Origin of the sequence: Synechococcus sp. JA-3-3Ab (genome assembly GCF_000013205.1) — a bacterium.
GTDB lineage: Bacteria > Cyanobacteriota > Cyanobacteriia > Thermostichales > Thermostichaceae > Thermostichus.
Genome location: NC_007775.1, coordinates 601,350 through 625,826 on the forward strand (window position 1 = coordinate 601,350; position 24,477 = coordinate 625,826).

The 24,477-nt window shown below is 59.2% G+C and carries 28 protein-coding genes; 22 read left to right on the forward strand and 6 right to left on the reverse strand.

The features are described 5' to 3' along the window. The first annotated feature begins 26 nt into the window (after positions 1-26). The 8 genes from CYA_RS02770 to CYA_RS02800 all read left to right on the forward strand — a co-directional run bounded on the left by CYA_RS02770 (position 27) and on the right by CYA_RS02800 (position 7,932). The gene (locus CYA_RS02770; RefSeq protein WP_228375419.1) at positions 27-815 is read left to right on the forward strand and encodes a hypothetical protein; all 789 of its coding nucleotides are present in this window, start codon (positions 27-29) and stop codon (positions 813-815) included. Positions 816-1,058: 243 nt separating this feature from the next. Continuing rightward, a complete protein-coding gene (hisD, locus tag CYA_RS02775; protein WP_011429494.1) occupies positions 1,059-2,372 on the forward strand; it encodes a histidinol dehydrogenase in 1,314 nt (437 codons plus the stop codon). Between the two features lie 49 nt (positions 2,373-2,421). Continuing rightward, complete coding sequence (locus CYA_RS02780) at positions 2,422-3,246, forward strand: hypothetical protein (RefSeq protein WP_041438096.1); 825 nt, start codon at positions 2,422-2,424, stop codon at positions 3,244-3,246. A 96-nt stretch (positions 3,247-3,342) separates the two neighbouring features. Next, positions 3,343-3,648, forward strand: coding sequence for a hypothetical protein (locus tag CYA_RS02785; protein ID WP_011429496.1), 306 nt, complete (start codon positions 3,343-3,345; stop codon positions 3,646-3,648). A 24-nt stretch (positions 3,649-3,672) separates the two neighbouring features. Beyond that, a complete protein-coding gene (locus tag CYA_RS02790) occupies positions 3,673-4,863 on the forward strand; it encodes a tetratricopeptide repeat protein (protein ID WP_011429497.1) in 1,191 nt (396 codons plus the stop codon). 359 nt (positions 4,864-5,222) lie between these two features. Continuing rightward, entirely contained in the window at positions 5,223-5,840 is a 618-nt protein-coding gene (locus CYA_RS13950) for an IS607-like element ISSoc2 family transposase (protein ID WP_011429498.1), read from the forward strand. After that, positions 5,728-6,912 carry an RNA-guided endonuclease InsQ/TnpB family protein gene (locus tag CYA_RS13955; protein WP_148203176.1) on the forward strand — a complete coding sequence of 395 codons (1,185 nt, stop codon included), beginning with the start codon at positions 5,728-5,730 and terminating at the stop codon, positions 6,910-6,912. Before CYA_RS13950 ends, CYA_RS13955 begins: the two co-directional genes overlap by 113 nt. 249 nt (positions 6,913-7,161) lie before the next feature. Continuing rightward, positions 7,162-7,932, forward strand: a complete 771-nt coding sequence (locus CYA_RS02800; RefSeq protein WP_041438097.1) for an RNA polymerase sigma factor SigF — start codon at positions 7,162-7,164, stop codon at positions 7,930-7,932. A 195-nt stretch (positions 7,933-8,127) separates the two neighbouring features. On the opposite strand, the gene CYA_RS02805 is transcribed toward CYA_RS02800, so the two are convergent. Further along, positions 8,128-8,898, reverse strand: a complete 771-nt coding sequence (locus tag CYA_RS02805; RefSeq protein WP_011429501.1) for a hypothetical protein — start codon at positions 8,896-8,898, stop codon at positions 8,128-8,130. Between the two features lie 167 nt (positions 8,899-9,065). Beyond that, positions 9,066-9,350 (reverse strand): transposase, encoded by a 285-nt coding sequence (locus CYA_RS02810; RefSeq protein ID WP_071813498.1) that lies wholly within the window; start codon positions 9,348-9,350, stop codon positions 9,066-9,068. 412 nt (positions 9,351-9,762) lie between these two features. On the opposite strand from CYA_RS02810, the gene CYA_RS02820 reads away from it, so the two are divergent. The 7 genes from CYA_RS02820 (at position 9,763) to CYA_RS02850 (ending at position 14,755) form a co-directional block, all read left to right on the forward strand. Further along, positions 9,763-10,065 carry an urease subunit gamma gene (locus CYA_RS02820; RefSeq protein ID WP_041438099.1) on the forward strand — a complete coding sequence of 101 codons (303 nt, stop codon included), beginning with the start codon at positions 9,763-9,765 and terminating at the stop codon, positions 10,063-10,065. A gap of 82 nt (positions 10,066-10,147) precedes the next feature. Further along, entirely contained in the window at positions 10,148-10,504 is a 357-nt protein-coding gene (locus tag CYA_RS02825) for an urease subunit beta (RefSeq protein WP_041438100.1), read from the forward strand. Next, positions 10,501-12,210: an urease subunit alpha gene (locus tag CYA_RS02830; protein ID WP_011429503.1), complete on the forward strand. Its 1,710-nt coding sequence runs from the start codon at positions 10,501-10,503 to the stop codon at positions 12,208-12,210. The genes CYA_RS02825 and CYA_RS02830 overlap by 4 nt, the downstream gene beginning before the upstream one ends. Before the next feature lie 7 nt (positions 12,211-12,217). Next, positions 12,218-12,667, forward strand: coding sequence for an urease accessory protein UreE (gene ureE / locus CYA_RS02835; RefSeq protein WP_011429504.1), 450 nt, complete (start codon positions 12,218-12,220; stop codon positions 12,665-12,667). A 6-nt stretch (positions 12,668-12,673) separates the two neighbouring features. Beyond that, entirely contained in the window at positions 12,674-13,327 is a 654-nt protein-coding gene (locus CYA_RS15675; RefSeq protein ID WP_011429505.1) for an urease accessory protein UreF, read from the forward strand. Beyond that, positions 13,303-13,947: an urease accessory protein UreG gene (gene ureG, locus CYA_RS02845; RefSeq protein ID WP_049749711.1), complete on the forward strand. Its 645-nt coding sequence runs from the start codon at positions 13,303-13,305 to the stop codon at positions 13,945-13,947. Before CYA_RS15675 ends, ureG begins: the two co-directional genes overlap by 25 nt. Positions 13,948-13,996: 49 nt before the next feature. Then, on the forward strand, positions 13,997-14,755 hold the full coding sequence (locus CYA_RS02850) for an urease accessory protein UreD (RefSeq protein ID WP_143597337.1): 759 nt from the start codon (positions 13,997-13,999) through the stop codon (positions 14,753-14,755). A 57-nt stretch (positions 14,756-14,812) separates the two neighbouring features. On the opposite strand, the gene CYA_RS02855 is transcribed toward CYA_RS02850, so the two are convergent. Genes CYA_RS02855 through CYA_RS15545 form a run of 4 tightly spaced genes read right to left on the reverse strand, consistent with a single transcriptional unit; the run spans position 14,813 to position 15,827 of the window. Continuing rightward, positions 14,813-15,193: a transposase gene (locus CYA_RS02855; RefSeq protein ID WP_083759147.1), complete on the reverse strand. Its 381-nt coding sequence runs from the start codon at positions 15,191-15,193 to the stop codon at positions 14,813-14,815. Then, positions 15,105-15,308 (reverse strand): transposase, encoded by a 204-nt coding sequence (locus tag CYA_RS15680; RefSeq protein WP_071813500.1) that lies wholly within the window; start codon positions 15,306-15,308, stop codon positions 15,105-15,107. Before CYA_RS15680 ends, CYA_RS02855 begins: the two co-directional genes overlap by 89 nt. After that, positions 15,305-15,478, reverse strand: coding sequence for a transposase (locus tag CYA_RS15540; RefSeq protein ID WP_255322526.1), 174 nt, complete (start codon positions 15,476-15,478; stop codon positions 15,305-15,307). The genes CYA_RS15680 and CYA_RS15540 overlap by 4 nt, the downstream gene beginning before the upstream one ends. Before the next feature lie 19 nt (positions 15,479-15,497). Further along, on the reverse strand, positions 15,498-15,827 hold the full coding sequence (locus CYA_RS15545) for a transposase (protein ID WP_168175274.1): 330 nt from the start codon (positions 15,825-15,827) through the stop codon (positions 15,498-15,500). A gap of 119 nt (positions 15,828-15,946) precedes the next feature. On the opposite strand from CYA_RS15545, the gene CYA_RS02865 reads away from it, so the two are divergent. The 7 genes from CYA_RS02865 to CYA_RS02890 all read left to right on the forward strand — a co-directional run bounded on the left by CYA_RS02865 (position 15,947) and on the right by CYA_RS02890 (position 24,452). Beyond that, a complete protein-coding gene (locus tag CYA_RS02865) occupies positions 15,947-16,306 on the forward strand; it encodes an ureidoglycolate lyase (protein ID WP_228375420.1) in 360 nt (119 codons plus the stop codon). A 267-nt stretch (positions 16,307-16,573) separates the two neighbouring features. Beyond that, on the forward strand, positions 16,574-16,729 hold the full coding sequence (locus CYA_RS14975; RefSeq protein ID WP_168173315.1) for a hypothetical protein: 156 nt from the start codon (positions 16,574-16,576) through the stop codon (positions 16,727-16,729). Between the two features lie 16 nt (positions 16,730-16,745). After that, positions 16,746-17,903 carry a CAP domain-containing protein gene (locus CYA_RS02870; protein WP_011429509.1) on the forward strand — a complete coding sequence of 386 codons (1,158 nt, stop codon included), beginning with the start codon at positions 16,746-16,748 and terminating at the stop codon, positions 17,901-17,903. Between the two features lie 460 nt (positions 17,904-18,363). Next, entirely contained in the window at positions 18,364-19,911 is a 1,548-nt protein-coding gene (locus CYA_RS02875; RefSeq protein WP_011429510.1) for a ferredoxin--nitrite reductase, read from the forward strand. Positions 19,912-19,972: 61 nt separating this feature from the next. After that, positions 19,973-21,295, forward strand: coding sequence for a CmpA/NrtA family ABC transporter substrate-binding protein (locus CYA_RS02880; protein WP_011429511.1), 1,323 nt, complete (start codon positions 19,973-19,975; stop codon positions 21,293-21,295). A gap of 133 nt (positions 21,296-21,428) precedes the next feature. Next, on the forward strand, positions 21,429-22,388 hold the full coding sequence (ntrB, locus tag CYA_RS02885) for a nitrate ABC transporter permease (protein WP_011429512.1): 960 nt from the start codon (positions 21,429-21,431) through the stop codon (positions 22,386-22,388). A 72-nt stretch (positions 22,389-22,460) separates the two neighbouring features. Continuing rightward, positions 22,461-24,452 (forward strand): nitrate ABC transporter ATP-binding protein, encoded by a 1,992-nt coding sequence (locus CYA_RS02890; protein WP_011429513.1) that lies wholly within the window; start codon positions 22,461-22,463, stop codon positions 24,450-24,452. Positions 24,453-24,477 lie beyond the last annotated feature (25 nt).

A 24,477-nucleotide genomic window follows, 5' to 3' on the forward strand; every position in this document is an offset into this window, starting at 1 on the left:
AAGAGTGTTATCCAAGTTGAGTGGGCATGGAGAAGGAAACGCTCGACAGTTTTTTGTCCATCCGTGGGGTGATGGGGGTGGCGCTCTTGAGTCGGGCAGGTCGCCCTTTCTTCTACCGCTCTTTTCAGGATTTGGATAGCCGACAGCAGCAAGCCCTTACCGAAGGGCTGTTTCAAGTTTTGCAGACCATGCCCCCAGGACTTGACTATTTTGACTTTCAGTTTGCCGAGCAGCGGGTTTTCGTTTACCCCCTTGGGCCGGAATGGGCGCTGCTGGTGGCGGTGAATGACGAGCTGGTGATGCCGGTTTACACCTTGGCCGTGAACCGCCTGCGAGCCGAGCTGCAACGGGATACGCCGAAGGGCCTGGCCACCTTGCGCCTGTTGACCAGCCAGGCGGAGACGGGTCGGAACCTTACCCAACCCAGCTCCACCCTAGCAGAAGGCAAGCCCACACCAAGGGAGGAGGCGACCCAGCCGGCAGCGACAGGCAGCCGCATGGAGATGGATGTCTTCGTGCAATCTCTCAATCGTCTTTGCCAGATCACAAGCGGCTATTTGGGCAAGGCGGTGATCGTCAACTATTGGAAGGCGACGCGGCAGGAAGTGGTGGAACGCCAGGGATCCTCAGCCGAGTGGCTCCATCAGTTCGAGATCGAGCGCAGCGGACAAATCCACTACAAGGGCACCCTCAAGGAGCTGGACGAATCTCAACAAAAGGTGCTGCGGGACTGGGTGCTGGCTTTTTTCCGCCGCTGCGAAGAGGTGATCCACGATTTTCGCAATTTAATCAAATCGGCGGAATTGCGCTTTTGACATGCTCCCTAAGGCCACAACACCCCCGCCCCGCAAAGGCTGGGCGGCTCTTGGCCGCGGAAAATCCAGGCTAAGCTATGACCATAGCCACCGTGGATCACGCTAGGTGCAGACGGGATCCCTGACCGAGGGTAGCTCCTCTGGTCACTGCGAACCGGTGCAGCGAGGATCTGCTTTGCTACCGCGATGCCACCGGATCCCTCGCTACCATCTGCTTACGGCACGCTAAGCGAAGGAGTTGCCATGCTGAGAATCGTCACCCAGCTAGCTGAGGCTGAAGCCGAGCTTAGACGGATCTCGGAGCGCACTCAGGCTGACCAGAACTTGCACCGCGAGGCAACCGTGCGGGAGATCCTACAAGCGGTACGCCGCCAGGGGGATCGCGCTCTCCTGGCCTACACGGCGGAGTTCGACCAGGTGGAGCTGAGCGTAGCCGAGCTAAAGGTGTCGGGGGCTGAGCTGGAGGCAGCCTACCAGGCGGTATCTCCGCAACTGCTATCGGCCCTGCGCTTGGCCAAACAGCGCATCGAAGCCTTTCACCGGCAGCGGGTGCCCAGCAGTTGGGTGAGCTTTCCCGGCCCCGAGATCGTCTTGGGCAAGCAGTACCGCCCGGTGGATCGCGCTGGCCTCTACATTCCAGGAGGGCGGGCCGCCTATCCCAGCACGGTGTTGATGAACGCCATTCCGGCCAAGGTGGCGGGGGTGCCCGAGATTGTCATGGTGACCCCGCCGGGATCCGACGGGCTGGGGGGCAAGGGGATCAGCCCGGCTATTTTGGTGGCCGCCCAAGAAGTGGGCATCCACACCATCTATCGCGTCGGCGGGGCCCAGGCTATTGGGGCCTTGGCCTATGGCACCGAGACCATCCCCAAGGTGGACGTGATCACCGGCCCCGGCAACATCTATGTGACGCTGGCCAAGAAGCTGGTCTACGGCACGGTGGGGATCGACTCGCTGGCGGGGCCTTCCGAGGTGTTGATCATCGCCGACGAGAGCGCCAATCCCCTCTACGTGGCTGCCGATCTGCTGGCCCAAGCGGAGCACGATCCCTTAGCAGCCGCGATCCTCCTGACCCCCGATCCCAAGCTGGCCCAACAGGTGCAGCAGGCTGTAACCACCCAGATGGAAGCCCACCCCAACCGTCTGCTGGTGGAGAAGGCGGTGGCCAACTACGGCCTGATCGCGGTGGTGCCGGATCTGGCCACAGCGGTCAACTTGTCCAACCAGTTTGCGCCGGAACACCTGGAGCTGCAGGTGGCGGATCCCTGGGCTCTGCTGGATCCCATTCGCCACGCGGGGGCGATCTTCCTGGGACACTACACCCCAGAAGCGGTGGGAGACTACCTGGCCGGCCCCAACCACACCTTGCCCACAGCGGGGGCGGCCCGCTACGCCTCAGCGCTGGGAGTGGAGACCTTCCTGAAGCACTCCAGCCTAATCCAGTACGGCTCGGCAGCCCTGCAGGAGGTGGCCGGCGCGATCCAAGCTCTGGCGCAAGCCGAGGGGCTGCCCGCCCATGGCCAGTCGGTACAGGTACGGCTGGCGGAGGAGCACTAACCTAGCCTAGACAGGGCTTGAACCGCAGTGAAGACGGAAGGTGGAGCAGATGGGGAGCCGGCTCAGGCAAAACTGGCTGGGGCAACTGGGGGGAGCCCTTGTGGCGGTTTGGATCGTCTGGGCGGAGGGGAGCGCCGCCTGGCCGAAGGACATAAAAGACATAATGTCGGCTGCCCCCGAAGCAATCTCTTCTCCTGCCTTGCCCATCCCGTGGGAGTGGGTATACGACTTGCAGGAGCAGGCGCGGCAACGGCAGTGTACGCTGGTGGGCCTGTTGCGCAGCCGGCCCCTGCCGGCCCCGGATCCCCAGTGGCAGGTGTACACTCGTCTGGATTTGGTTGCCACGCCTCAGACCAGTCGGTTGACCAGTGTGTTGTTTGCCAAGAACACTCGTACCCAAGCCTTGCAAGTGATCTATCAAGCTGCGGCGTCTGTGTACGACCCCGTTGAGCCATTGGATTTTGCCATGATCCTGCCTCTGGCCTGGCAGGACAACACCCTGCTGGCGCGGGAGTACGCAGGCTGGTTCCAGACCGACTTGAGCTGGGATCGGGCGGTGATCTGGCCCTTGCCCGCCGACTCGAACAGGATCCCACCGGTACAGGTTTGGGAGCCACCGCCGGCCCTGGGGTATGCCGAGCTGCTGGACTGGGATCCCCAGGCGCGAGGGCGGGTGCTGTTTGCCGTGGCCGATAGCCTGGAGGAGGTGCCGCGGCTGGTGAGCGTTGGCCCTGGTCAAGACTTGCTGTTGCGAGGGACGGCACCGCTGCCAACCTCCGAGCCTCCTCTCCCGCAAAAGGGCTGGACCAGCGCTACCCTCGCAGGGTCGGTACCCATTTGTCATGCCAACAACTTTGGGCTAAACATCAGGTAGTTCCTCCCCAGGGTTTTGGAGCTGCCGCCGATCTTTGGGGTGCTTAGGAGCCGAGGGGAGGATCTAGAGCAGCCCCTAGCGGGAGAGGGAGTAAGCATGCCTAGACCCCAAGTACGACGCGGCTGGCCTTTAGAGGCCTTTGTGGGCGATGTTATTGTCTGTACGCTGGAGGGATCCCATCTGGATCAGGTGACGGAGATCCGGATCAGCCCGGCGGGCAAGGGGATCCGGGTTAGCTTCGGGGATCCCTTGGGGCGCTCCCAAGAGCCGGTGCAGGCCACTGCCGAGGCGCTGACTGTGACTTTTGAGATCGATCCCAGCACCTACCCCGGCGAAAAGCGCATCGAGCTGATCTCGCCGGCAGGGCCCAGCGATCCCCTGCCGTTTTTGGTGATGATGTAGAGGCGCGCAGAGGGGAAGTGAGTCATGGCGTTGGCAACTGCCTCGACCGACTTGGGCGCGCTGCTGCTGGGAGTGGGCCTGTTGCTCCTGGTGGGAGGCTGGGCCTGGCGGCTGCGGCGACAGCAGCGAGCTGCTCCCCCAGACTCGACAACTGTTTTGCCGGCAACGGCGATTGACCTCTCTGCCCTTACGGCGGAACAGGCGGCCCAACTGCAGCCCTTCGAGCAGGCGGTGGGAGATCGGCCGCGGGATCCCATTGCCTGGTACAACCGCGCCACCACCCTCGACCAAATGGGGCAGGCCCAAGCCGCCCTGGCCAGCTACGACCGGGCCCTGCAGCTGAAGCCGGATTTTCCCGAAGCCTGGAACAACCGCGGCTCTCTGCTGGACGATCTCGGCCGTCACCAGGAGGCGCTGGCCAGCTACGAGCGGGCTTTGCAACTGAGGCCGGATTTTTTCGAGGCCCGCTTTAACCAGGCCAACACGCTGCGGCAACTGGGCCGCTACCAAGAAGCGCTACGCGCCTACGAGCAGGTTCTCACCTTCCGCCCCGACAGCGGGGAAGCCTGGCATCTGCACGGGCTGACCTTGGCCTCCTTAGAGCGGTGGCAGGAGGCGGTGAACAGCTACGACAAGGCCCTGGCCATCAATTCCAGCGATCCCCGGGTTTGGCAAAGTCGCGGGCTGGCCCTGGTGCACCTGGAGCGCTACGCCGAGGCTCTGGCCAGCTATGAACGGGCTCTGCAACTGGGATTGGAGTCGGCCTCTCTCTGGGCCGGCCACGCCCTCGCCCACCACCGCCTGGGCAACTGGATGGAAGCTCTCAACAGCTACGACCGCGCCCTGCAGCAGGATCCCCGGCGTTCTCAGATCTGGGTGCAGCGCGGCCTGGTGCTGATGGACTTGAACCTCTACGGGCTGGCCATCCAGAGTTTTGACCGAGCCCTGCAGATGGATCCCGACGATGCCGAGGCCCACTACGCCAAAGCCTGCTGCTGCGCCTGGGAAGGCCAGGTGCCCCAGGCCCTGCAAGCCTTGGAGCAAGCCCTGCGCCTGCAGCCGGAACGCTACCGCCCCTTGCTCGCCTCTGAGCCCTATTTCGACCTCATTCGCGGTGAGCCGAGCTTTACGGCCTTCCTGACAGCCCTCTCCGGCCTTGGAACCGACACGAACTCTACCTCCCTGACGCGAACGGCTCCATCCTCTGCTTCCTAGATTTCTTCTGAGGTTCCAAAGTGAGCCAGCAGCAGCAATCCGGCGATTCCGCCAAATGACGGAGAGAAATTCGGCTCTTTTGCTGAAGAAAGCTGCTGATTTTCCGTAGGGATGCTGTTGCTTGCGGCGGAAAACCCAGTAAACTAAGAACGCTCCAGCTCCTGGCAGATCTCGGAGGCAAGCTGTGTTCTTGTTAACATCTGGTAGCATTTTCACGGCTACAACCTGATACTGTCTGCCTGCAAGCTTCTTCGCGGTTGGTTCCAGCAGAAGTCTGGCCTAGGGAGCATGACTCTAGTCAATGATATGCTGGACTATACTGAAAATAATGTACAATATGTTCAGTATGGCTGCTTGGTATGGCTAGGTATGTAAAACCGAGAGAAGCGGCGGATTATTTTGGGGTGTGTCTCCACACCTTGAGGCGATGGGAACAGAAAGGCTGGATCCATGCAGTACGTACACCATCCGGTAGGGCGAGAAGGTATGACCTCGACAGCTACATTGGCCTCCGGCCCGCTGACGCGAACAGAGCACCCAAGAAGGACAAACGAGTCGTTTTGTACGCCCGAGTTAGCAGTCGAGGGCAGAAACCAGACTTGGAGAGACAGATTGCAAGACTGGTTGACCTCTATCCTGGAGTCGAAGTGGTCGGAGAGGTTGGCGGCGGTCTCAACTTCAAAAGACCAAAGTTCCTTGCCTTATTGGAACGAGTTCGTGCGGGAGATGTCGGAACAATTGTGGTCGCTCACCGGGATCGACTCTGCCGGTTTGGATTTGAGTTCGTTGAGTGGTACTGCCGTCAATACGGGTGCGAAATCTTGGTTCTCGATGACGATCACCTTTCTCCCCAACAGGAACTGGTTGAGGATATCCTCACCATCCTGCACTGCTTCAGCAGTCGGCTCTACGGACTCAGAAAATACCGGGCTGCAATCGAGAAAGATACGGATTTATCCGGAGCCAGCGCTGGCTAAAGTTTGGAAGCGGTGGCAAGCGGCGTGCCGGTACTGCTACAACCAAGCGATTGCCTATCAGCGTCAGCATGGTGCCCCAAAAACGGCCAGAAAGCTGCGGGATATCATCCTGCGCTCCGACCTGCCTGGGTGGGTAAAGGACGCCCCCTGCCACATCAAGCAGAACGCGGTCGTCGAGGCGTGGTTGGCGTTTCGCCGAAGCAAAGACGCGAGGTTTCGCAGTGTGCGGGACAGGTCGCATACGCTGCAATTCAACGCCGGCAACTTTCGCAATGGGACGTGGTATCCGAAACTCACCCGAGGTTTGGCGTTCCGTGCATCCGAGGAGATGCCCAGAGAGTGGGTACGTGGAACTGAGCTAATGCGGGTGAAAGACAGATGGTATGCCATCTTTCCTGAGCCCGTGAACGAGCAGTGTTCGTTAGCAAAGGGGGTGATCGCACTTGATCCTGGAGTAAGAAGCTTCCTTACAGGGTTTGATGGGGCGGGCTTTGTAGATATCGCCAAGGGAGACTTTGGCAGGATCGTTCGGCTGTGCTACCACCTAGACGATCTGCAATCTAGGCTGAGTAAAGCACCGCGACCCAAGCGTAGGCGAATGCGGCAAGCGGCGTTTCGTCTGCGGGAGAGAATCAGGAACTTGGTGGACGAGTGCCATCGCAAGGTAGCGGCGTTCCTAACGGATAACTACCGATTGATATTCCTCCCCACTTTCGAGTCAGCCAAGATGGTTGCCAAGGCAGGGAGGAAGTTTGGTAGCAAGACAGCAAGGGCGATGCTCACCTGGGCGCACTATCGGTTCAAGCAGCTCCTGAAGTTTCAAGCCAAGAAGAAAAACGTGGTTGTCGTGGAAGTATCGGAAGCGTACACCAGCAAAACCTGTACCAAGTGCGGGCACATTCACACTAAGTTGGGTGGCGCAAAGGTGTTTAGATGCCCAAAGTGCAACCATAGGCTACCACGAGATTGGCAAGGCGCTCTGGGTGTTATGCTCAGGGCTTTGCGGGATACCGCCATCCTGTTCAGCAGTGGGCAGGATGCTATCGCTGCACCGTTGAGCGATAATGCTTAGCAGTGTTCAGCGTAAATGTATCAGAATGGGGGTCGCCTGGCATCCTCTGCCTTTGAGTTGTTTGGGTGCTGAATCCAACCTTGAATGGCTTCAGCTCAAAAAGAAAAAAAGTAGTTGTCTATGCTAACGGCTCCTCAGCAGCCTTCTCTCGACGACTCCGAGCCGCCGGCGCCATCGACAGCCGCGGCTCCCCTGTTTTCTGCCAAAGCTGGTGCTGGGGATTCTGGATCCGGAGCTGTGGGTGCGTCTATGGCATCCAAATATGAAGATGTTAAAGCTCAAACTGCTGCACTGTTGCGACTCTACCACCAGACTCGGGATCCAGCCCTGCGCAACCGGCTGGTGGAAATAAACCTGGGCTTGGTGCGCAAAGAAGCCCACCACTGGCGTAACCAATGCGACGAAGGATACGACGACTTGGTGCAAGTGGGTTGCATAGGGCTCATCCAAGCCATCGAGCGCTTCGATATCAGCCGCGGCCTGGCTTTTAGCTCCTTTGCCATGCCCTACATTCGCGGAGAAATTCAACACTACCTGCGAGACAAAAGCCCAACAATACGGATCCCACGCCGCTGGGCGACGCTGCAGCGACAAGCCAAGAAGGTGATCGCGCGCCTGAGACAAGAATTGGGCCGTTCTCCTTCTGAGGCGGAGGTGAGGGAAGCCCTACAACTGACGGAGCAGGAATGGCGAGAGCTGGAGCTGGCCCAACAAAACAGCCTTTTGCTCAGCCTAGATGCTCCCGTACAAGTTGAAGAAGACAGCGTTGCTTTGGGGGATACCATTCCCGATCAGCGCTACCGCAGTTTTCAACTGGCCGAAGAAGATCGCATCCGCCTGCAAAATGCCTTGGCCAAGCTGGAGGAGCGCACCCGACAGATTTTGGAATTTGTTTTCTTCTACGACCTCACCCAAAAAGAAACAGCAGAGCGGCTGGGGATCAGTGCCGTTACCGTTTCCCGACAGGTTAAAAAGGGCCTGGAGCGCTTGGCTAAGCTGCTGAGTCAGGACATTTTTTAGGGCGTTGCCGAGAAGGAAGATCCCTGGGCTTCGCGACAGTCTCCAGCGCTTTTCCAGGCAGATCTGAACCCTCTCCCAAAGTGGAGATCAAGGCGACAAAGAGCCTCACAACGACTTTCCCGTAGTCCAAGGCTTTGGTTACTTCAATATCAGTGCAGTATCCTGGTCGAAATAGCTGTAACTTGTGTCTTCGCTTTAATCTTTTTTGTCTCGAGCTTTGTCTGAAGCTTGATCTTTGTCTTGGGAACAATTTGCTCCCCGGTTCTGCAGTTGGCTTAGTTGGGAGCGCACCTGCAAGGCAATTTGCAAAGCAGCATCCAAAAGCTGCGACTGTTCGCTGGCCTGTTCTCTTAGCTGGAGCGCAGTCAGAGCTGCCAGCTCGTCGCCGAAGAACTCCCTTTGCTGCTCAATAAAGTCTTTGTTCTGCCGCAAGATCCGTTCAGTTTTCAAGGCGCGGATTAGGTCGCTGCGAGTCAGCTTCAGAGCCTCGATGATCTGATCCCGCTGGGGCAGCTTGGCCTCAGGATTGCCCGCCTCTACCAATTCATCGTTGATGTGAATGGCTTGAATGAGCCGATTGTAGCGATCTACTTCTTCTAGCAAGTTCAGCAAGAGCGGCATGCGGCGGCTGCGGAAAATCCAATAGGCTTGGCCCAAAGCGGCAATGGCTGTCAGGATTCCCCATTCCACCAGCCAACTTTCCCAACTGCTGCGCAGGCCAGGGATCAAAATTCGCCCCACCAAGGTCAGCAGGGATCCCCCTGACCAAAAGGTCAAGAAACGGCAGAACAAATCCAGCACCAACAGCAGGCCCAGCAGATCCCAAAAGGCGGAGAACTGGCGCAGCCAGTCTTTCCAGCGACGGATAGGCCGAGGTCGGTACAGCCAGGCTATGGGTACCCCAGAAAGGTTTTCCACCAGAAAAGGGGAAATGACCAGCTCTTGTAAATCCCGCCGCATGGCCATGGACTCTGCCAAGGGCTAAGTTTTCCACCCAATTCTACTGCCGGCACCTGAGATCCTGCTGAGATCCCTTCTCAGGGGTAAAAGCTGGCCAAAGAGGAGACAAGCAGGGTGAGTAGCCCAACTACGCCAACTGAAGGCACCTCTGGTTGAAGCGGAAAACTTTGCGGTCAAGTCGCGATTTTTGTGGGTTTCTCTTCCGCGGCCCAAAGCGGGTCCATGTCCAGGTAACGCCGGAAAGCCCAGTCCTCCGTGGCCCTCAGCATCACCACCGTGGCCAGATTCACCAGGCTCCCCTCGCCGGGGAAACTCCGCCGCTTCACCTCACGGATAAGCCGCTCCAGCACATTCGTGCTCTTGATGTGCCTCTGGTGGCCGCTGGGAAAGTCCAGGTAGGTCAGGGCCTCCCCCAGACCCTGGGCAAACACCTCCACCGCCCGCTTAAACCCGTACACAAACGCTTACACATAGCATACTGTCAGCGAAGTATTCGCTAACTGTATCGTTGCATACTGTCAGCTTGGCTAATGCAACTTTATTTTATGCTTTCCACCAGGGTCGGACCTGAAGTCCGACTCGGAAGGAGGAACACATGGGAAAAGGCTGGAGGTTACTAGGGGTACTGCTAGGGGTACTGGGGGTGGTTAGCTTGGTGGGTCTGAGCCTCGCCCAAGGCCTTGCCCAAGGCGAGGTCAAGGTGGGCGTACTCCACTCCCTTACCGGCTTGGTGGAGCAGAAACTAGAGTTCGCCTGGAACTTCGCCCAAAGATTTTACATAATGGACCGGGGACGTGTGATCCTGGAGGGTCGGACCTCGGAGGCCAGTCCGGAGACGGTGGGTCGGCTGATCAGCTTGTAGGAGAGGCCATGCGGTTGACCGAACGCGAGATCGATAAGCTCCTGATTTTCCTGGCGGCCGAAGTCGCCCGACGCCGCCTTGCTCGGGGACTCAAGTTGAACCACCCCGAGGCGGTGGCCTTGATCACGGCGGAGGTACTGGAGGGTATTCGCGAGGGTAAAAGCGTGGCTGAGCTAATGGACCTGGGAGCCCAGGTATTGAAACGGGAGGACGTAATGGACGGAGTGGCGGACATGATAGAAGAGGTTCAAGTAGAAGGCACCTTTCCCGACGGGACCAAGTTGGTAACGATCCACAAGCCTATTCGCTAGGGGGTAAAAATGCGGCCGCGGCCCTTTTTGCCTTGCTGGCCTCAGGGAGGCTTTTTTGGGAGATCTTGGTGCGAGGTGAATCGTGATTCCCGGAGAAATCTTCACCGAGTCAGGGGAAGTGGAACTCAACCCCGGCCGCCGCACGGTCCGCCTCGAGGTGGCCAATACTGGGGACCGTCCTGTTCAGGTGGGCTCCCACGCCCATTTCTTTGAGGTCAACCGCGCCCTTCGCTTTGATCGAGAAAAGGCCTATGGGTTCCGCCTCAACATCCCCGCTGGAACGGCTGTGCGATTCGAGCCTGGGGAGACCAAGGTGGTGGAACTCGTAGAGATAGCGGGTCTTAGGAGGGTTTACGGTATGAATGCCTTGGTCATGGGCTCCTTGGAAGAGAAGCGGGCGGAGGCGCTCCGTGCAGCTCGGGAAAGGGGGTTCCTATGAGGCTTTCCCGGGAAGCCCGTGCTCGCCTTTATGGACCCACAGTAGGGGATCGGATCCGCCTGGCCGATACCAATCTGATCCTGGAGGTGGAAGAGGATTGGACCCTGCCCCCAGGAGAGGAGGCGGTCTTCGGCGGAGGAAAGACTGTCCGGGACGGCATGGCCCAGTCTCAGAGGAGCCGGTCGGAGGGAGCCCCCGATCTGGTGATTACCAATGCGGTGGTCCTGGACTGGTGGGGTGTTGTCAAGGCAGATGTGGGTGTCCGGGATGGGCGCATTGTGGCCTTGGGTAAGGCGGGCAATCCGGACATCATGGACGGCGTTACGCCGGGCTTGGAAATCGGTCCAGGAACAGAGGTCATCTCTGGCCAAGGTCGGATCCTCACCCCCGGAGGTATTGATGTCCATATCCACTTCATCGCTCCCCAGCAAGCTTGGGAGGCCCTCTTTAGTGGCATAACCACCATGACCGGGGGAGGTACCGGACCGTCCGAAGGAACCAAGGCCACCACCTGTACCCCGGGCCCTTGGTATATCCACCGGATGTTGGAGGCCCTCGAGGGGCTACCCCTTAACTTCGGTTTGCTGGGGAAAGGGAACGCCTCCTCGCCCCAGGCGCTGGAGGAACAGATCCTGGCCGGTGCTATCGGGCTCAAGATTCACGAGGATTGGGGGGCTACCCCCGCCGTTATCGACACCGCTCTGACCGTGGCCGAGGCCTACGATGTCCAGGTGGCCATTCACACGGATACTTTGAACGAGAGCGGTTTTGTAGAGGATACGCTGGCGGCCTTCAAGGGGCGAACCATCCACACCTTTCACTCGGAGGGGGCCGGGGGAGGCCATGCCCCGGACATTCTCAGGGTAGTGGGGTACCCCAACGTGCTCCCCTCTAGCACCAATCCCACCATGCCTTACACGGTGAACACCCTTGACGAGCACCTGGACATGCTAATGGTGTGCCACCATCTAAGCCCCAATATCCCCGAAGACGTGGCCTTTGCGGAGTCCCGCATCCGACCCGAGACGATGGCAGCGGAGGATGTTCTCCATGATCTCGGAGCCATTAGCATGATGACCAGCGATTCCCAGGCCATGGGACGCGTGGGGGAGGTGATCCTAAGGACATGGCAGACAGCCCATAAAATGAAAGAGGAGCGGGGTCCACTACCGCAAGACAGCACGAGGAACGACAACTTCCGCATCCGGCGATACCTGGCTAAATACACCATCAACCCGGCCATCGCCCACGGGATCGCTGAGTATGTGGGGTCCATAGAGCCCGGAAAGTACGCGGACTTGGTCCTGTGGCATCCGGCTTTCTTCGGCGTCAAGCCCGATCTAGTTCTCAAAGCTGGCTTTATCGTTGCTACGCCTATGGGAGATCCCAACGCCTCCATTCCCACCCCTGAGCCCGTCCGTTATCGCCCCATGTTTGCTGCTTTTGGCAAAGCGCTGACGCGAGTCTCGTTTACCTTTGTCTCCCAAGCCGCCCTGGAGAGGGGGGGGCTTCCGGCCGGGCTAAACCGTACTCTGCTTCCGGTACGGAAAACCCGGGGGCTCACTAAGAAGGATATGCGACTTAACGATGCCTTGCCCCAGGTAGAGGTGGACCCGGAGACCTATAGGGTTTTGGTGGATGGGGAGGAAATAACCAGCGAGCCTGCCAAGATCCTGCCTTTGGCCCAGAGGTACTTCCTTTTCTAGGAGACTTATGATCAAGACCTACGTGGTGACCCATCTTAGAAAGATGGAGGAGGGCATCCCTGAGGGGTTACAAGTGGTAGACTTACCCATGACCTCGGAGGAGCGTACCCAGGTGCGCCGGCGCTTGGAAACGCCAAGCGGCCTTGTCCTGAACCTGGCCCTGCCTACAGGAACTGTGCTTCAGCCAGGGCAGATTCTCTGTGTGGTAGAGGGTGTGGCCTACCGGGTAGTAGCAGCTCCGGAGGAGGTTCTCGTCATTTATCCCAGAAGTCTCAAGGAAGCGGCTCAAGTGGGCCACCTCATCGGCAATCTTCACCGCCCCATAGACCTTTCAGGGGAGGTGATTGCGATCCTCTACGATGCCGCTTTGGAAGAGCGGTTACGGAACCTTGGTTTGGTAGTGGTTAGGGAAATGCGCTCTTTCGCCAAGACCCCTCTGCCTGGGCATAGCCACTAGCGCTCCATGAAGGAAGTAACCCTCCTCAGGCTTTTCCAACTCGCTGATACGGCCTTCCCGGTAGGAAGCTTTGTGCACTCCTACGGCTTGGAATCCTACGCGGCCGTTGGATTGGATCCTGGAAGGATACCCGATCTGATCCTCGCTGACCTTCGGCTTGGGCAGCTTCGTTTGGATCTAGCCGCCTTGGTGCTGGCCTTTGAGAAGAGTCCCGACCTCGAGGCCCTGCAACGGCTTAACGCCCTGCTTACCGCATGGAAGCCGGTACGGGGGGCCAGAGAGGCCAGCCTGCAGGTAGGAAGACGCGTTCTGGCGCTTCTAGGCCGTCTATATCCCAACCTGCCTTGGCCACCCTTACGGGAAGGGCATCAAGCAGTAGCCTGGGGTATTGCGGGAAAAATGCTGGGGCTTGAGCGGGAACCTCTGGCCCTGGCCTTCCTGCACACTTCCGTACAAGCTTTGCTTTTGGCCGGAACCCGGGTGTTCGCGTTGGGAGCTGAGCGTGCCCAACACATGCTTTGCTCCCTTCACTCTTCCATGGCCAAAACGGTGCAAGAGGTACTCCGCAACCCTGATGAGGCGTTGTTTGCCGCTACGCCTGCCTGGGACCTGAGAGCGCATCAACAGGACTTCCTATGGACCAGGCTGTTTCAGAGCTAAGGAGGGGGATTGTGAAACCGGTAAAAATCGGTGTGGCCGGGCCTGTCGGCTCAGGGAAAACCGCCCTTATAGATCGGCTGGCCAAAGCCATGCGGGATCGCTACAACCTTGCGGTGATCACCAACGACGTCTACACCTATGAGGACGCCGAATTCCTTGTGCGCTCGGGGGCTCTTCCCCCCGAGCGGATCGCAGGGGTGAGGACGGGAGGATGCCCTCATACGGCCATTCGCGAAGACCCTGCAGCCAACCAGGAGGCGGTGGAAGCCATGCTGGCCCGCTTCCTCGATCTGGACATCCTTTTTTTGGAATCAGGGGGGGATAATCTCGCTGCTTCCTTTAGCCCAGAACTGGTGGACGTGTGGATCTATGTGATCGATGTGGCTGCGGGAGACAAGATTCCCCGCAAGGGGGGCCCGGGCATTGAAAAAAGCCATCTCCTGGTGATCAACAAGATCGATCTTGCCCCTTTGGTTGGGGCCGACCTTGGGGTCATGGAGCGGGATACGCGGCTCAAACGGGGTTCACGTCCTTGGGTGTTTACCAACCTCAAGACGGGGGAAGGGCTGGATAGCGTGGTGGAGTGGATCCGACGGGAGGTCCTCTTTGAGGGAGACTGAGGCGTCCCCACCAGCTTTGGTTAGCCAATTTTTGGTTAGCCAATTGGAATTGGAGTTCATCGCTATCGGCGGCCGGACCCACCTGCGTAGGGCTTACAGCCGCGGTGCCCTCAAAGTGCTAAGGCCCTTTCCCTATGGGGAAGGCCTGGTGTTGCAGCTTTTGACCCTTGGCCCTGGCCTTATGGGAGGGGACCAGGTGGAGATCCGGGTTCATGTTGCTCCGGGGGCCAAGGTAATCCTCCTCAACCAATCGGCGACCAAGGTTCTCCCTGCCCGGGGGTATCGACCGGTGGTTCAGAGGCTCCTTTTTCGGGTGGAAGGCTTTTTGGAGTACTACCCCGGCCTCACCATTCCCCACCCCGCCTCGGCCTTGGACCAAAGGATGGAGGTGAGTTTGGGAACGGAAGCGTCTTTTAGCTGGATGGAAATGTATGCCCTAGGGAGATTAGCTAGAGGAGAAGTGGGAAAGTTTAAGTGGATTCGCGCCCGAACGGCGATTTTCGGCCAGGTTCCCTTTTATATGGACGCTTTGGAGCTCCTTCCTGAGGAGCTGGGTCCAAACCACCCAGGGGTTCTAGAGGGTCACCCCTACCTTGTGTGCGGTTTCTGGAACTGGGAAAGTCACCCCTTCTTTGAGGAAACGGAAAACGGGCTTCTAGGAGTGGGGCTTACCGCGTTCAGGCACTCTTTTCTTAGGGGGATTGGGAACAAGGAGGTGACCCAGAGGGCCCTAAAGATTTGGAGTCAGGAAAGAGCCTTAAGGGGGCTTCCAGCCGTAGACGTAATGCGCTATAGCAGCGCCCTTTAAAGGGCGCTGCCTGGCCGCTTGATCGTGTAAGAGGCTGTCGTAAAAGTCCTCCACAGGTCAAGTCGCGATTTTTGTGGGTTTCTCTTCCGCGGCCCAAAGCGGGTCCATGTCCAGGTAACGCCGGAAAGCCCAGTCCTCCGTGGCCCTCAGCATCACCACCGTGGCCAGATTCACCAGGCTCCCCTCGCCGGGGAAACTCCGCCGCTTCACCTCACGGATAAGCCGCTCCAGCACATTGGTGCTCTTGATGTGCCGCTGGTGAACCCCGGGAAAGTCCAGGTAGGTCAGGGCCTCCCCCAGACCCTGGGCAAACACCTCCACCGCCCGCTTAAACCGGTCCCGGTAGCGCTCAACGAACCCCCGGGCCAGAGATTCCGCCGTGCCCCGCCGCCGCGCCACAAACACCTCCTGGAGGGAGCCGCTCCGACTGCGGCACATGAGCTAAAACGTTCCGCATAAAGTGCACCACGCACCGCTGCCAGCTGGCCCCAGGAAGCTCCGCCATCACCGCTTGGCGGATGGAAGGGTGGTCGTCGGAAATGACCAGCCTCACCCCATGAAGCCCCGCTCCACCAGGCCCTTCAGCAGGTTCCTCCAGGCCTCCTCCTCCAGGCGCTGGGCTACCCTGGAGACCGCGTCCTTACCGATGCGCACCCGGGACACGCCCTCCGTGATGGCCGCTACCTTGCGGGTGGAGACCCCTTGCAGGTACATCTCCAGCACCGCCTCTGCTTTGGGGCCCCTACCCCAAATGAACCGCTACCTCCCCGGTCATCCGCTTGTACCGCTCAAAGACCTCGGTCAGGAAAGTCCCCTCCCGGTCCCGGGGTACCCGGAGCTGGGCGATCCTGCCCGCCGGCGTGATGAGGTCCCGGGTGTAGTAGCCGTTCCGCTCCCCGCGGCGGCTTGGGGTGCGCTCACGGTAACCCGCAGCCAGGTGCTCGGTCATTTCTTCTTCCAACACCTGCTCGTTCGCGTAAGCGGTGCGGAGCACTATGACGGCCTTGACCCCTTCCCGGATGCGCCGGCTGATCTCCTCCTTGGTCAACCTCTTGAGCTCCTCTCGGTCCATTCCGCCCTCCATGCTTAACCCACAAAATACGCGACACTACCAACTTTGCCCCTTACGGGCAGGCGATCTACCCTGCTCCCGACGACAAGCCTTTCGACAGCTCAGATGCCCAGTTGTTTTTGAATCAGGGCCAGCCCCGCTTTTACCTCATGCGCCTGCCCCGCCGCGGCCTCAAGTTTAGCCAAATAACCCGCCACACCCGTTGCACCCAGTGCCTGGGATCCCTGCACGGCAAGGAGTGGTTTATCGCCGTCGCGCCGCCCGCCGACGAGCTGCAAGTGGACGAGATTCAGGCTTTTCGGGTGCCCGGCGATCGCTTTATCAAACTGGAGATGGGCACCTGGCATGCCGGCCCCTACTTCGACCACGAGGAGTTCATCGATTTCTATAATCTGGAGCTGGCCGACACCAACCTCACCGACCGCGAGACGATCAACCTGCTCCAGACCTACAACCTGGAGTTTCAGATCGTCCCCTGAAGGCGGATCCCTGCAGTCTCGGCAAAAAAATCGATGTAGTCTTTACGCTTGAGCGCGGAAAGAGGTGCGGGGATCCGCAGCTACGCTATAGGAAGGGGCAGAGGCTGAACTCAGGTTCTAGCCCTAGAGGATCCGGCTGAGTTGGGTGAGCATTTCTTGACTGGGGTTCGAGTTCTGCCCTTGCCGACAGAAGTCTCGGCACAGCAACTTGTTGGGCCAGGTGATAGAACAGGGTCAAACCTGGCAGCGTTTTGGAGGTTTGTTGCGATGGCCGCACTCCAACTCAACAAGGTGAGCCGCCAGCTCTTGGGGGCTCTGGCCCTGTTCCTGTGCCTGGGACTGTTGTCTGCCTGCGACGAGGGTAGCAGCAGCACCGTCAGTCCCCCCAGCCTCACGCCCACTCCCACCCCCGCTGGTCGGTAAGCCCACAGGATCTTGCATGCCTTGGCAGCGGCTGCCCAGTTTGCAGCAAGTCTGGGCAGGGATGGTTTTGAGTCTGCTCTGCCTTTTTCTGTTGGCAGCCTGCGGCGGTGGGGAGGGATCCCTTACTGCGGTGGGGCCCCCTCCGGCAGGGGAGCTGCCCATCGCCGGTTTCTTGTGCCAGTTGGATCGCCAGACCCGCAGCTTTGCCGGCCCCATCTATGCCGAGCAGCCTCAGGCTGCCACCTGCAATCCCGGTCGCCTCACCCCGGCAGCAGCCCAAAAGATGATGGATCGGCTCAACTTTCTGCGGCTGTTGCACGAGTTGCCGCCGGTGAAGCTCAATCCCGAATTCTTGGAGGCCGCTCAGCAGGCGGCCCTGATGCAGGTGGCCAATGGCGCCCTCAGCCACCAGCCGCCCCCCTCTTGGCGCTGCTTTACCCCTGCTGGGGAGGCGGGATCCCGCTTCAGCAACCTGGCGGTTGGGCCCATCCTAGAGCTGAACGGCCCCGATCCAGGCCGGGTGTTGGCGCGCCAGGTGGATATCTACTTTGCCGAGCCGGGCCGAGAGAACTTTGTAGATGTGGGGCATCGCCGCTGGAACCTCTATCCCCAATATGCCCAAGGAGCCTACGGCATCGTCTTTGACCCGCGGGCCGGGCGGGTGACCCAGGCCAATGCCAATTGGGTCTTCGGCTTTGACGAGTCGGTACCGGATCCCGAGTTTATTGCTTTCCCCGAAAGAGACGGCTACCTGTACCGTCTGGAGGGCTTTTCCGGCCAGCCCTTGTCTGCCTACCGCTGGTCTTTCTCGGTGCCCAGCCGCGGCGGCCTGTCTGACCTCAGCCAAGCCCAAATCCGCATCACCGATGCCGTCACAGGTGAGCCGGTGCCCGTTGGAGATATCCGGGTTGGGGATCCCGCCTTTGGCCTGGAAACTTTGACCTACTCCGTGGGTTCGATCCAGCCCAATCGCAACTACACCTTTGAAATTAGCGGCATTCGCCTCAACGGTGGCCCCCCCCGCAGCTACCGCTACACCACCGCTCTCTACGACTGCGATCCCCAAACTTCCCAACGGCCCGCACCCCTCACTGAAGGGCTGGGGATCCCGCCCCGTCTGCTCTGGCAGATGGAGCCTTTCAACTCTTTCAACCCTCTCAACCCTCTCAACTAGCTTTTCCTCACCCCTAGCCCCTTTCCCAAAGGGGAAAGAGGGGTCTGCTGCTGATACATTCACGCTGAACTCTCCTGAACATGGTTCAGGAAAGAAGCGATCGCATCCTGCCTATCTCTGAGCAGGAAGGCGGTATCCCGCAAAGCCCTGAGGAATACCCCCCGAGCGCTTTCCCCCTTCACTTCCCGGCAACCGTTGCGGTGGACTCAAGGATCAGGGGGAAACTTGGTCTACTATATCCCTCTCAATGACTTTTGCCAAACCGCCTAAAGCTCAGTAAATTCAGCAAAGTTCAGGGTTTTGGGGGTTAGAGGCATGCTCCTGGAAGACTGACTTTATGCATAAAGCGCAATTCGAGAATGACAAAACTGCATAACCTGTTACAAAGTGTAACTGCCAATACCAAAGTTAACGGTTCGTCATCGCTAGGGTAGCTAGTGTTCACCCCACGGCAGCGATCATGGCGAACCAATTTGAACGCCTCAAAAGCGAAAAGGATGGGCTGGCGGTCAAGGCCGAGCTGGAGGCGTTTGCCCGGATGGGTTGGGAGAACATTCCTGAAGACGACCGGGATCACCGCCTCAAGTGGCTGGGGATCTTCTTTCGCAAGCGCACCCCAGGTCAGTTCATGCTGCGGCTGCGCCTGCCCAATGGGATCCTAACCAGCGGCCAAATGCGGATGTTGGGCGCAATCATCCACCCCTATGGAGAACAGGGCGTAGCCGACATCACCACCCGGCAGAACCTGCAACTGCGCGGCATCCCCATTGAAGAAATGCCCCAGATCCTGGGCTACCTGAAAGAGGTAGGCCTGACCAGCATCCAGTCGGGCATGGACAACGTGCGCAACATCACGGGATCCCCTCTGGCCGGTATTGACCCGGATGAGCTGATCGATGTGCGCGGTCTCACCCGCAAGGTGCAGGACATGGTTACCAACAACGGCGAGGGCAACCCTTCCTTCAGCAACCTGCCGCGCAAGTTCAACATCGCCATCTGCGGTTGTCGCGACAACTCCGTGCATGCGGAGATCAACGACCTGGCCTTTGTGCCCGCCTTCAAAAATGGCCGCCTGGGCTTCAACGTCCTGGTGGGCGGCTTTTTCTCGGCTCGCCGCTGCGCCGAGGCAATTGGCCTAGATGTCTGGGTGGATCCCCGCGATGTAGTTCCCCTGTGCGAGGCGGTGCTGCTGGTCTACCGGGATCACGGCCTGCGGGCCAACCGGCAAAAGGCGCGGTTGATGTGGCTCATTGACGAGTGGGGCCTAGAGAAGTTCCGGGCGGCTGTGGAGCGCCAGATAGGCCACCCTCTGCCCAGGGCAGCGGAAAAAGACGAGGTGGTCTGGCACAAGCGGGATCTGCTGGGGGTGCATGCCCAGAAGCAGCCGGGCCTCAACTTTGTCGGCCTGCATGTGCCGGTGGGGCGGCTCAACGCCCTGGAGATGATGGAGCTGGCCCGCTTGGCGGAGGTGTACGGCTCCGGGGAGCTGCGGCTGACAGTGGAGCAGAACGTGCTCATCCCCAATGTGCCCGACTCCCGAGTGGCCCCGCTCCTCAAAGAGCCGCTCTTGAAGAAGTTCTCCCCCAACCCAGGGCCCTTGCAGCGGGGGTTGGTGTCCTGCACGGGCAACCAGTTCTGCAACTTTGCCCTTATCGAGACCAAAAACCGGGCTGTGGCCTTGATGGAGGAGCTGGAGGCGGAGCTGGAGATCCCCCAAACGGTGCGCATCCACTGGACGGGCTGCCCCAACTCCTGCGGCCAACCCCAAGTAGCCGATATCGGCCTTATGGGCACCACTGCTCGCAAGGACGGCAGGGTGGTGGAGGCCGTGGACATCTACATGGGGGGAGAGGTGGGCAAAGACGCCAAGCTGGGCGAATGCGTGCGCAAAGGGATCCCTTGCGAAGACCTCAAGCCGGTCTTGGTGGAGCTGCTCATTGAACACTTTGGGGCCAAGCCGCGTCAGCATCCGTCCGCCGCCCAGGCTTCTGTTTTGGTAACCCGCTAGCGGTTCTGTTGCCGTCCTGAAAGTTTTTCTTTCTTCGTCGTTGTAAATCTTGGAGGTTTCGATGTCTAAGCTGTTCAGCACTTCCTCTCCCGTCTCCCGTCGGCAATTTTTGGCCGGGGTGGCTGCTCTCACGGCTGGGGCGGCCACGGCTGGGATCCCGCGCGCCCAATCGCAATCCTTGGGCAAAGGCTACTGGGTGGCGCAGGCCGATACTCCCGAAACCACCAGCGCCAAGCTGGGGTTCATCGCTCTAACCGACGCGGCCCCCCTGATCATCGCCAAAGAAAAGGGGTTCTTTGACAAGTACGGCATGAAGGACGTAGAGGTGGTCAAGCAGGCCTCTTGGGGCACCACCCGCGACAACTTGGTGCTGGGATCCGCCGCCGGCGGCATCGATGGGGCACACATCCTCACCCCCATGCCCTACCTCATCACCACCGGCAAAGTTACCGATGGCAAGCCGGTGCCTATGTACATTTTGGCCCGTCTCAATCTGGACGGTCAGGGCATCAGCATTTCCAACCAATATCGGGATTTGCAAATCGGCCTGGATAGTTCCCCCCTCAAGGCCAAGTTTGCCGAGGTCCGAGCTGCCGGCGGGGATCCCAAATGTGCGATGACCTTCCCCGGCGGTACCCACGACCTATGGATGCGCTACTGGCTGGCCGCAGGCGGGATCGATCCCACTAGCGACGTCTCCATCATTGTGGTGCCGCCGCCGCAGATGGTGGCCAATATGAAATCCAGAACCATGGAAGCCTTCTGTGTGGGCGAGCCTTGGAATGCCCAGCTGGTGAACCAAAAAGAGGGGTATAGTGCCCTCACCACCGGCGAGCTGTGGAACGGCCACCCGGAAAAGGCCTTTGCCCTGCGGGCCGACTGGGTGGATGCGCACCCGAAAGCCACCCTTGCCCTGTTGAAAGCGGTGCTAGAAGCCCAGATCTGGTGCGACCAGATGGAAAACAAAGAGGAGATGTGTCGCATCATCGGCGACCGCCGCTGGCTGGGGGTGCCTGTGCCCGATATCTTGGGCCGTTCTCGGGGCACTTTTGACTACGGCACCGGCAAGGTCGTTGAAAACAGCCCCCACCTGATGAAGTTCTGGCAGAACTACGCTTCCTACCCCTTCAAGAGCCACGATCTCTGGTTCTTGACCGAAAACATCCGCTGGGGCTATCTGCCTGCCGACACCGATACCAAAGCCTTGGTGGAGCGGGTGAATCGGGAAGAACTCTGGCGAGAAGCTGCCAAAGCCATTGGCCAGCAGGCTGCTATTCCCCCCAGCACCTCCCGCGGCGTGGAAACCTTCTTCGATGGGGTGAAGTTCGATCCCGAAAATCCTGCCGCCTATCTGGAGAAGTTGGCGATTAAGAAGCTGGCCTAACTTGCTGACTTGCCTGAGTTGGTAACTGCCCAGGAGAGAAGGGATCCGCCAACTTCTACCTAGAGTGTTCAAGTTGAACCCCTTCTCTCTTGGGATCCTCTTAAGTTGACTTCAACCTTACTCCCAGCAAGCCATGAGGATTTTCCACTCTGCCCTACAGTTGGGCTACCACCTCTTTCGGATCCTGCTTCCCCTACTGGTTGGCCTAGGCCACTGGCTGCTGAAAACCGGCCAAGGTTCTGTTCTTCAGTCCAGTACCGGAATCGGTTCTCCCGCCAGTTCTGCACCTTCTTCTGCTTGGCGGCAAAGAGTCCAAATCCACAAAGCGCTGCGTCGCGTTCTTTTGCCCACCACGGCCATTTTAATAGTGCTCGTTCTCTGGCAAATTGCCTATAGCCGCCCCGGAGCCAACTTGCCCACCCCTCTCCAGGTTTGGCAGGACACCTGGGATCCCCTCATTAAAGATCCCTTTTTTGACTATGGCGGCAATGCCAAAGGGCTGTTCTGGCAAATTTGGGCCAGCTTGCGGCGGGTGTTCATTGGGTTTGCCCTGGCCGGCTTGGTGGGGGTTGTGGGCGGCATGATCATCGGGGTCAATCGCTGGCTGTACGAGGCTTTGGATCCCATTTTTCAGGTGCTGCGCACGGTGCCGCCTTTGGCCTGGCTGCCGATTTCTTTGGCTGCCTTTCGAGATGCCAACCCTTCCGCCATTTTCGTAATCTTCATTACGGCCCTCTGGCCCATTTTGATCAACACCGTTGTCGGCGTACAGCAGATCCCTCAGGACTACCGCAACGTGGCCAGAATTGTGCGCATGTCCGGCTGGAAGTACTTTTTCAAAATCGTTTTCCCGGCAACTGTGCCCTACATTTTTACCGGCTTGCGCATTGGGGTGGGCTTGTCTTGGCTGGCCATTGTGGCAGCGGAAATGTTGATTGGCGGTGTGGGCATTGGATTTTTCATCTGGGATGCCTGGAATAGCTCCCGCATCAGCGAAATCATTCTGGCTTTGATCTATGTCGGGATGGTGGGTCTTCTGCTGGATCGGATCACGGCTTGGATTGGCTCGCTGGTGGTGGCTGAGGATCGCTAAATGAGCTTGGCCGAGTTTTAGATTGGTTGCTGACAATTTCTCCATGCTCTCAGAAATCATCTCAGAGGAATCATGAAGACCCAGTCTTACATTGAAGTGGATCATGTCGACAAGGAATTTCTCCTCGACAACGGAGAGATCTACCCTGTCCTGAAAGACATCCACCTGGAGATCCAAAAAGGGGAATTTGTCTCGTTGATCGGCCACTCTGGCTGTGGCAAATCGACCCTGCTCAACATCATTGCTGGCCTGGAAAAGCCTTCCCGAGGGGGCATTCTCCTGGAGGGCCGACAGGTTACGGATCCCGGCCCGGATCGCATGGTGGTGTTTCAGAACTATTCCCTGCTGCCCTGGCTGACGGTGCGGGAGAACATTGCCCTGGCCGTGGACGAGGTGCTGGGATCCCTTCCCAAAGCGGAGCGGGACCGGATTGTGGCAGAACACATTCGCCGTGTGGGGTTGCAGGGGGCAGCCGACAAGCGACCGGCCCATCTGTCAGGAGGGATGAAACAGCGGGTAGCCATTGCCCGGGCTTTGGCCATTCGTCCGCGGGTGCTGCTGTTGGATGAGCCCTTTGGCGCTCTGGATGCCTTGACGCGCGGCAACCTGCAGGAGCAACTGATGGAGATTGCCCAGGCGGAGCAGCTCACCTGTGTCATGGTTACCCACGATGTGGATGAGGCCCTCTTGCTTTCGGATCGGGTGGTAATGATGACCAATGGCCCGGAGGCCCGCATTGGCCAGATTTTGCGGATCCCTTTTCCTCGGCCCCGCCATCGTTTGGAAGTGGTGCGTCACCCCGATTACTACAGCCTGCGGGGAGAGATGATCTACTTTCTCAACCAGCAAAAGCGGGCTCGCCAGAAAACGCCTATCTCTGTGGCTATTGCCAAGCATGGCCTGGAGAAGGTCAATTTGGAGGTTGGCTTTGTGCCCCTCAACGACTGCGCGCCTCTGGTGGTGGCCCAGCAAAAGGGCCTGTTTCAAAAGTACGGCCTGGAGCAGGTCACCCTGGTGCGAGAGCCAGGCTGGAAGACCATCTGGGAAGGGATCCGCTCCGGTCGGCTGGATGCGGCCATGGTGGTGGCCGGGATCCCGTTGGCCTCCACGTTGGGGGTGGGGGGAGTTCCGGTGCCTTTGATTACCGCGCTAACCCTCTCCCGCGGCGGCAACGCCATTACCTTTGGGCGCAGACTTTTGGAGCGAGGCGTTCAAAGCCTGGCGGATTTTCGCCAATACCTCAACCACACCCCCGACACAGTCCACACCCTGGGAGTGGTTCATCCGGCTTCCATGCAAAACTTCCTGTTGCGGCACTGGCTGGCCGGTGGGGGGGTGGATCCGGATCGGGACGTTACGTTGACGGTGATCCCACCCCCGCAGATGGTGGCCCATCTCAAGGCCGGCAACATCGATGGCTACTGCGTGGGCGAGCCCTGGAACTCCCGCGCCGTGCGGGAACAGTTGGGATTTATCGTCACCACCACTCCCGAAATCTTGCCCAGCCACATTGAAAAAGTGCTGACAGTGCGCCAGGATTGGTCGCAAAACTACCCCCGCACCCATGTAGCTCTGGTCAAGGCACTACTGGAAGCTTGCCAATACTGCGATCAGCCGCAGCACCGTTCTGAGATCTTGGAGTGGCTGGCTCAGCCCCAGTATGTGGGCGTGGCCCTGGAGGATCTGCAGCCGGGGTGGACGGGTATTCTGCAGCGGGGAATTGCCGATGAATCCCAAGCCCTCACCGGTTTTCACCAGTTTGCCAACGGGCGCAACACCTGTCCCGAAAGGTTGGAACACCTCTGGATCCTGACGCAGATGGCTCGCTGGGGCCTCTGCGCTTTTCCCCGCAATTGGGTTTCGGTTCTCGACCAAGTTCTGGACAGCAAAACCTACGCCCTAGCCGCTAGAGAACTGGGCCTGCCGGATCGGGCCCATGACCGCGGAGCTTTGCTCTTTGCCGATGGATCCCGCTTCGACGGAGAGGATCCCGTTGCTTACCTGGAGTCGGTGGCCATCCGGCAGGATCTGAAGCTGCAGGAGTACCGGCTCAGCGAAGTTTAGCTTTTGTTACCTTAAACTCTCGATT